This window comes from Amycolatopsis sp. SID8362, from assembly GCF_010550475.1.
Classification (GTDB): domain Bacteria; phylum Actinomycetota; class Actinomycetes; order Mycobacteriales; family Pseudonocardiaceae; genus Amycolatopsis; species Amycolatopsis eburnea.
The window spans coordinates 1-6228 of record NZ_JAAGNB010000188.1 but is presented as its reverse complement, the minus strand read 5'-3'; the positions used below and the strand labels follow the sequence as shown (position 1 = coordinate 6228).

General features: G+C 70.6%; 5 protein-coding genes and 1 pseudogene. 4 read left to right on the top strand and 2 right to left on the bottom strand.

All coding sequences use genetic code 11. The features are described from left to right. Positions 1-370: pseudogene (locus tag G3I65_RS06935) on the top strand (MgtC/SapB family protein); the annotation flags it as partial. Between the two features lie 53 nt (positions 371-423). On the opposite strand, the gene acnA reads toward G3I65_RS06935, so the two are convergent. Next, complete coding sequence (gene acnA, locus G3I65_RS06930) at positions 424-3252, bottom strand: aconitate hydratase AcnA (protein ID WP_166639770.1); 2829 nt, start codon at positions 3250-3252, stop codon at positions 424-426. 273 nt (positions 3253-3525) lie between these two features. Between acnA and G3I65_RS06925 the strand changes: the two genes are divergently transcribed. Together G3I65_RS06925 and G3I65_RS06920 are read left to right on the top strand one after the other, a co-directional pair. After that, positions 3526-4899, top strand: coding sequence for an NlpC/P60 family protein (locus G3I65_RS06925; RefSeq protein ID WP_166639769.1), 1374 nt, complete (start codon positions 3526-3528; stop codon positions 4897-4899). 43 nt (positions 4900-4942) lie between these two features. Beyond that, positions 4943-5653 carry a cyclopropane-fatty-acyl-phospholipid synthase family protein gene (locus G3I65_RS06920; RefSeq protein WP_160695345.1) on the top strand — a complete coding sequence of 237 codons (711 nt, stop codon included), beginning with the start codon at positions 4943-4945 and terminating at the stop codon, positions 5651-5653. A gap of 2 nt (positions 5654-5655) precedes the next feature. Here G3I65_RS06920 and G3I65_RS06915 read toward each other — a convergent pair whose 3' ends face one another. Further along, positions 5656-6054: a DUF1801 domain-containing protein gene (locus G3I65_RS06915; RefSeq protein ID WP_160695344.1), complete on the bottom strand. Its 399-nt coding sequence runs from the start codon at positions 6052-6054 to the stop codon at positions 5656-5658. A gap of 28 nt (positions 6055-6082) precedes the next feature. Here G3I65_RS06915 and G3I65_RS06910 point away from each other — a divergent pair. Next, positions 6083-6228, top strand: a 146-nt coding sequence (locus G3I65_RS06910) for an NTP transferase domain-containing protein (RefSeq protein WP_160695343.1), incomplete at its 3' end; no start/stop codon positions are given.

Sequence of the window (6228 nt, the reverse complement as noted above, 5' to 3'; positions counted from 1 at the left end):
CGGGCTGTACGCGGTCGCGGCGGCCGGCACCGCCGTCGTGGTCGGGGTGAACGTGGTGCTGCGGCCGCTCGGCCGCGTCGTCGACCGCCGCCCGGACGCCGGCGACGAGACCCCGACGAGGTACGCGTTCCAGGCCGTCACGCGCGACGCGACCGAGGCGCACGTGCGGGCGTTGCTCGTGCAGTCGTTGACCCGCACGGACTTCCGGCTGCTGTCGGTGCTGAGCACGGACCGCGAGGACCGCACCGTCGAGGTCCGCGCCGAGCTGGTCGGCGACCAGCGCGACGACGCCCAGATGGAGGCGGCCGTCTCCCGGCTTTCGCTGGAGCCGTCGGTGTCCAGCGTGCGCTGGGAAGCCGTGCCCGCGTGACGAAAAGGGCCTCCCCGCTCGACCGAGCGGGGAGGCCCTTTCGGGGAAAACCCTTACGCCTGCGTCATCTTCCGCAGCACGTACTGCAGGATGCCGCCGTTGCGGTAGTAGTCCGCCTCACCCGGGGTGTCGATGCGGACGTCCGCGTCGAACTCCACCTTGGTGCCGTCCGCCTTGGTGGCCGTGACGTGGACCGTGCGCGGGGTGTCGCCGTCGTTCAGCGCCGTGATGCCCGCGATGTCGAACGTCTCCGTGCCGTCCAGGCCGAGCGACGAAGCCGACTCGCCCTGCGGGAACTGCAGCGGGATGACGCCCATGCCGATCAGGTTCGAGCGGTGGATGCGCTCGAACGACTCGGTGATCACCGCGCGCACGCCCAGCAGCGACGTGCCCTTGGCCGCCCAGTCACGCGACGAGCCCGAGCCGTACTCCTTGCCGCCCAGCACGACCAGCGGGGTGCCCGCCGCCGCGTAGTTCTGGGCCGCGTCGTAGATGAACGCCTGCGGGGCGCCGTCCTGGGTGAAGTCGCGGGTGTAGCCGCCCTGCACGTCGTCCAGGAGCTGGTTGCGCAGCCGGATGTTCGCGAACGTGCCGCGGATCATCACCTCGTGGTTGCCGCGCCGCGAGCCGTAGGAGTTGAAGTCCTTCTTCTCCACGCCGTGCTCGGTCAGGTACTGCGCGGCCGGGGTGCCCGGCTTGATCGCGCCGGCGGGGGAGATGTGGTCGGTGGTGACCGAGTCGCCCAGCTTCGCCAGCACGCGCGCGCCGGAGATGTCGGTGACCGGCGCCGGCTCCGGCGTCATGCCCTCGAAGTACGGGGGCTTCCGGACGTAGGTGGACTCGGTGTCCCACTCGAAGGTCTTGCCCTCCGGGGTGGGCAGCGACTTCCAGCGCTCGCCACCGTCGAAGACGTCCGCGTAGTCCTTGGTGAACATCTCCTGCGTGATCGCGTAGTCGATGGTCTCCTGGATCTCCTGCGCCGTCGGCCAGATGTCCTTCAGGAAGACGTCCTGGCCCTTCTCGTCCTGGCCCAGCGGCTGGTTCGCGAAGTCGAAGTCCATCGTGCCGGCCAGCGCGTAGGCGATGACCAGCGGCGGCGACGCGAGGTAGTTCATCTTCACGTCGGGGTTGATCCGGCCTTCGAAGTTCCGGTTGCCCGAGAGCACCGAGACCGCGGTGAGGTCGTTCTCCTGGATGGCCGCGGAGATCTCGTCCGAGAGCGGGCCGGAGTTGCCGATGCACGTGGTGCAGCCGTAGCCGACCAGGTGGTAGCCGAGCTTCTCCAGGTACGGCCAGAGGTTGGCCTTGGTGTAGTAGTCGGTGACGACCTGCGAGCCCGGCGCCATCGACGTCTTGACCCACGGCTTGACCGCGAGGCCCTTCTCGACCGCGTTGCGCGCGAGGAGCGCGGCACCGAGCATGACCGACGGGTTCGAGGTGTTGGTGCACGAGGTGATCGAGGCGATCACGACGGCGCCGTGGTCGAGGACGAACTCGCCGCGGTCCGCGCTGGACACCTTGACCGGCTTCGAGGGACGGCCGCTGCCGCCGTTGGCCGCCGACTGCAGGTCGACCGCGTCCTCGTCCTTGAACGACAGGGCGGCCGGGTCGGAAGCCGGGAACGACTCCTCGACGGCCTCGTCGACCTTGGTGTGCGGGGTGACCTGCTCGCCGTCCACGTAGTCGTGGATCGACTTGCGGAACGACGACTTCGCGTCCGACAGCTCGATGCGGTCCTGCGGGCGCTTCGGGCCGGCGATCGACGGGACGACCGTCGAGAGGTCCAGCTCGAGGTACTCGGAGTAGGAGGCCTCGTGCGACGGGTCGTGCCAGAGGCCCTGCTCCTTGGCGTAGGCCTCGACCAGCGCGACCTGCTCGGCCGAGCGGCCGGTCAGCTTGAGGTAGCGGACGGTCTCGTCGTCGATCGGGAAGATCGCCGCGGTGGAGCCGAACTCCGGGCTCATGTTGCCGATGGTGGCGCGGTTGGCCAGCGGCACCTGGGCGACACTCTCACCGTAGAACTCGACGAACTTGCCGACCACGCCGTGCTTGCGCAGCATCTCGGTGATGGTGAGCACGACGTCGGTGGCGGTGACGCCGGCCGGGATCTCGCCGGTCAGCTTGAAGCCGACGACGCGCGGGATGAGCATCGACACCGGCTGGCCCAGCATGGCCGCCTCGGCCTCGATGCCGCCGACGCCCCAGCCCAGCACGCCCAGGCCGTTGACCATGGTGGTGTGCGAGTCGGTGCCGACGCAGGAGTCGGGGTAGGCCTGGCCGTTGCGGGACATGACCGTGCGCGCGAGGTGCTCGATGTTGACCTGGTGCACGATGCCGGTGCCCGGCGGGACGACCTTGAACTCGTCGAAGGCGCCCTGGCCCCAGCGCAGGAACTGGTAGCGCTCGCGGTTGCGCTCGTACTCGATCTCGACGTTGCGCTCGAAGGCGTCGGCGCGGCCGAAGACGTCGATGATGACCGAGTGGTCGATGACCAGCTCGGCGGGGGCGAGCGGGTTGACCTTGTCGGGGTCGCCGCCGAGGTCGGTGACCGCCTCGCGCATGGTGGCGAGGTCGACCACGCACGGCACGCCGGTGAAGTCCTGCATGATCACGCGGGCCGGCGTGAACTGGATCTCGATCGACGGGTCGGCGTTCGGGTCCCACGAGCCGAGCGCGCGGATGTGGTCGGCGGTGATGTTCGCGCCGTCTTCGGTGCGCAGCAGGTTCTCGAGCAGGATCTTCAGGCTGTAGGGCAGCCGCTCGGCGCCCTCGACCTTGTTCAGGCGGAACACCTCGTACGAGGCGTCGCCGACCTTCAGCGTGTCTTTGGCGCCGAAGCTGTCCTTGCTGGCAGGTGCGGTCACGTCTAACTCCAGTGGCATGGACTTCCGCGCCGGTGCGGCGGTCGAGTCCCGGGTCAGTTCGGTCGGGTTCGGTGGTGGCGAGTCTTGCGCACCCCCACCGTAGGACCGGATTCGGGATGGCACACCTCGCGGTGCCTCAAACAGTACGCGCGTCCTGTTTAACGGACAAGACGACACGCGGTGTGGGCTGCGCCATCCGCGACAAGGGTCCCTCAATGAGGGGAATTGGTGCCTACGGTGTGTAAGTTTCCGGTGATGCTTGTGATAGTGGTGTGACTGCAGTGACGCGCGATGTGCGCTGGTGAGCGGAGGTGGGCGGTCGTGGCGGGACGGCGTGGGGGTCCGGGGGTGCCGCGGGCCCGTCGCGGACTGACCGTGAGCGCGCTCACCCTGGTGCTCTTGTTCGGCGCCGGCGGAACCGGCCTGGCCGTTCCGCCGCCACCGCCGAACCCGAGCGACTCCGACCTGAACAACAGCAAGGCCGACGCCAACGCGAAGGCCGGCGAGGTCGGCCGACTCACCAACCAGCTGGCCCAGGCCGAGCAGAAGCTGTCGCAGCTGCAGGACGACGTCGAGCTGAAGCAGGAAGAGGCCAACAAGGCCCTGGTCGACCTGCAGGCCGCGCAGGACGCCGCGGCGCAGGCCGAGAACGACGCGAAGGCGGCCCGTACCGAGGCGGACGCGGCCGCCGCGGCCATCGAGAAGGCCCGCAACGACCTCAAGACGTTCGCCGCCGCGAGCTTCCAGCAGGGGAGCACGGTCGGCTCGCTCTCGGCGTACCTGAGCGCCGACAGCCCGAAGGACATGCTGGCCCGCGCGCAGCTGCTCGACGCCGTCGGCGGCGACCGGCTCAACGCCCTCGACCGGCTCCAGCAGGCGCAGACGGCCAAGTCGAACAAGGACTCCGCGGCCCGCAAGGCCGCGGAGATCGCGCAGCAGAAGCAGGACGCCGCCCGGCAGGCCAAGACCAGCGCCGACGCCGCGCAGGCCAGGGCGATCAGCGCGCAGGACAGCCAGGCCACGCAGAACACCCAGCTCGAGAAGAACAAGTCCGACGTCGAGCAGCAGCTCTACGCGGCGCAGGCCAAGGTCAGCGGCCTGCAGGGCCAGCGCCAGCGCTACCAGGACTGGCTCGCCCAGAAGCAGCGCGAGGACGAGGAACGCGCCCGCCAGGCCGCGCTCGCCTCCTCCGGTGGCGACGGTGGCGGGCGACCGGCGAGCAGGCCGCCGTCGGGCCCGGCCGGGTCGTCGATCGAAGCGGTCATCGCCCGGGCGCTGTCGAAGATCGGCCTGCCCTACGCGTGGGGCGGCGGCAACGCCAGCGGCCCGACCCGCGGCATCCGCGACGGCGGCGTCGCCGACCGCTACGGCGACTACAACAAGATCGGCTTCGACTGCTCGGGCCTGATGATCTACGCCTTCGCCGGGGTCACGGGCCTGCCGCACTACAGCGGCTACCAGTACACGGCGGGGCGGCGGGTCCCGCTGTCCCAGATGCGCCGCGGCGACATGCTGTTCTGGGGCGGAGCGGGCGGCATCCACCACGTCGCGCTGTACCTCGGCGGCGGGCAGATGGTCGAGGCCCCGCAGTCCGGGCTGCGCGTGCGGGTCGCGCCGGTCCGCTACGGCGGGATCATGCCGTACGCGACTCGCTTGATCGGCTGAAATCCGTTCGACGCTCTCGCGGCCGGGCGACAGGATCGGCCGGGTGGACGACGAACTGAACGCGCTGCGGCGCTCGCGGATGCGCTGGAACACGCCCCTGTCCGAGGCCCACGCCGCACTGCTGCTCGATCGGCTGGCCCTCGGCGAAGGAAACCTCGTCGACCTCGGCTGCGGCTGGGGCGAGCTGCTGCTGCGCGCGGCCGCCAGGGTGCCGGGCCTGCGCGCGACCGGCGTCGACACCGATTCGACCAGCCTCGAGCGCGGCCGGGCGGCGGCTCGCGAGCGCGGCCTGGCGGTGGAGTTCACGGAGGCCGACGCGGCGACCTGGGACGGGACCGCCGAGCGGGCGTTCTGCATCGGCGCGGCGCACGCGTTCGGCTCGACCAAGGCGGCTTTGGCGCGACTCGCGCGGGTGGTGCCCTCGGGCCGGGTGCTCTACGGCGACGGCTTCTGGGCCACCCCGCCGAACCCGGCGGCGCTGGAGATCTTCGGGCCGGACACGCTGACCCTGCCGGAGCTGCTCGACGCCGCGGCCGGCGCCGGCTGGCGGGTGCTGCACGTCAGCACCGCCGACCAGCTGGAATGGGACGACTTCGAGTCGACGTCGAAGCTGGCCTGGCAGGAGTGGCTGCTGGCGAACCCCGCCGACCCGCGCGCGGCGGAGGTGCGGGACTGGCTGGACGAGCGGCAGCGGCAGTACGTCCGCGACTACCGGGGCGTGCTCGGCTTGGCGTACCTGGTGCTCGGCCGCTGAGGTCAGGCTCGCTCGCGCTTGAGCTTGCGCCAGCCGCCGGCCCGGTTGTTGGCGATGATCTGCCGGAACATCGCGGTGAGCGCGGGCGCGTTGATCGGCTCGCCTTCGCGGAAGGCGACCGTCCGGGCGGTCTTGTTGTCGTGCCCGGCGGTGATGATGCCTTCGGGGTCGGGCACGATGCCACCGTCGTAGACGAAGACGTTGACGTGGTCCTTCGCCGCCAGCAGGGCGCAGATGTTGCCTTCGAGCACAAAGTAGGGCTGCCGGGTGCGCTTGATCGTCTCGACGACTTCGGGGTCGGCGGCGTGGACCAGCTCGCGGACCTCCCGGCAGATCGCCTGCTGCCACTCGGGCAGGGCGTCGATGTAGGCGTCCACGCGCGGCTCGATGGTGTAGGACACGCGTCACAGTATGGGCTAGATTCCCGGGATGCGGTACGCGGGGATCGTGCTGGCCGGGGGTTCGGCCCGCAGACTGTCCGGTGTGGACAAGCCGGCGCTGTCGGTGGGCGGGAAGCCGTTGCTGACCCGCGCGATCCACGCCCTCTCCGGCGCCGGGCGCGTGGTCGCGGTCGG

What these genes read in the sequence shown, in the direction of transcription:
- acnA (WP_166639770.1), bottom strand. Translation starts at nt 3,252, where the DNA reads ATGCCACTGGAGTTAGACGTGACCGCACCTGCCAGCAAGGACAGCTTC.
- G3I65_RS06925 (WP_166639769.1), top strand. Translation starts at nt 3,526, where the DNA reads ATGTGCGCTGGTGAGCGGAGGTGGGCGGTCGTGGCGGGACGGCGTGGG.